The sequence below is a fragment of the Bradyrhizobium sp. Kon58 genome, assembly GCF_055807455.1.
On sequence record NZ_JBVVOT010000605.1, the window covers coordinates 1 to 245 of the forward strand.

At 58.8% G+C, this 245-nt stretch carries 1 protein-coding gene; it reads left to right on the top strand.

All coding sequences use genetic code 11. The annotated features are described in order from the left end of the window. Positions 1–38: 38 nt before the first annotated feature. The coding region (locus AC0L20_RS41650) for an FAD-binding oxidoreductase (RefSeq protein ID WP_473295933.1) at positions 39–245 on the top strand (207 nt) is incomplete at its 3' end.

Below are 245 nucleotides of genomic sequence, written 5' to 3' on the forward strand. Positions count from 1 at the left end.
GCCAGCCGGTACGCGCCCCGGATGCCCCGAAGTTCGGCATGGTCAAGACCAACTTGGATGGCCACTTCGGTGACGGCTGTATTCATTCGCGCATTACCTTCGACTTGAAGTCGCAAAAGGGCATCGATACCTGGCGGGCTTTTCTGGATGAGGCCGCGCATCTGGTGGTTCGCTATGGCGGATCGCTGTCCGGGGAGCATGGTGATGGCCAGGCCAAAGGCGAATATCTGCCTATCATGTACGGT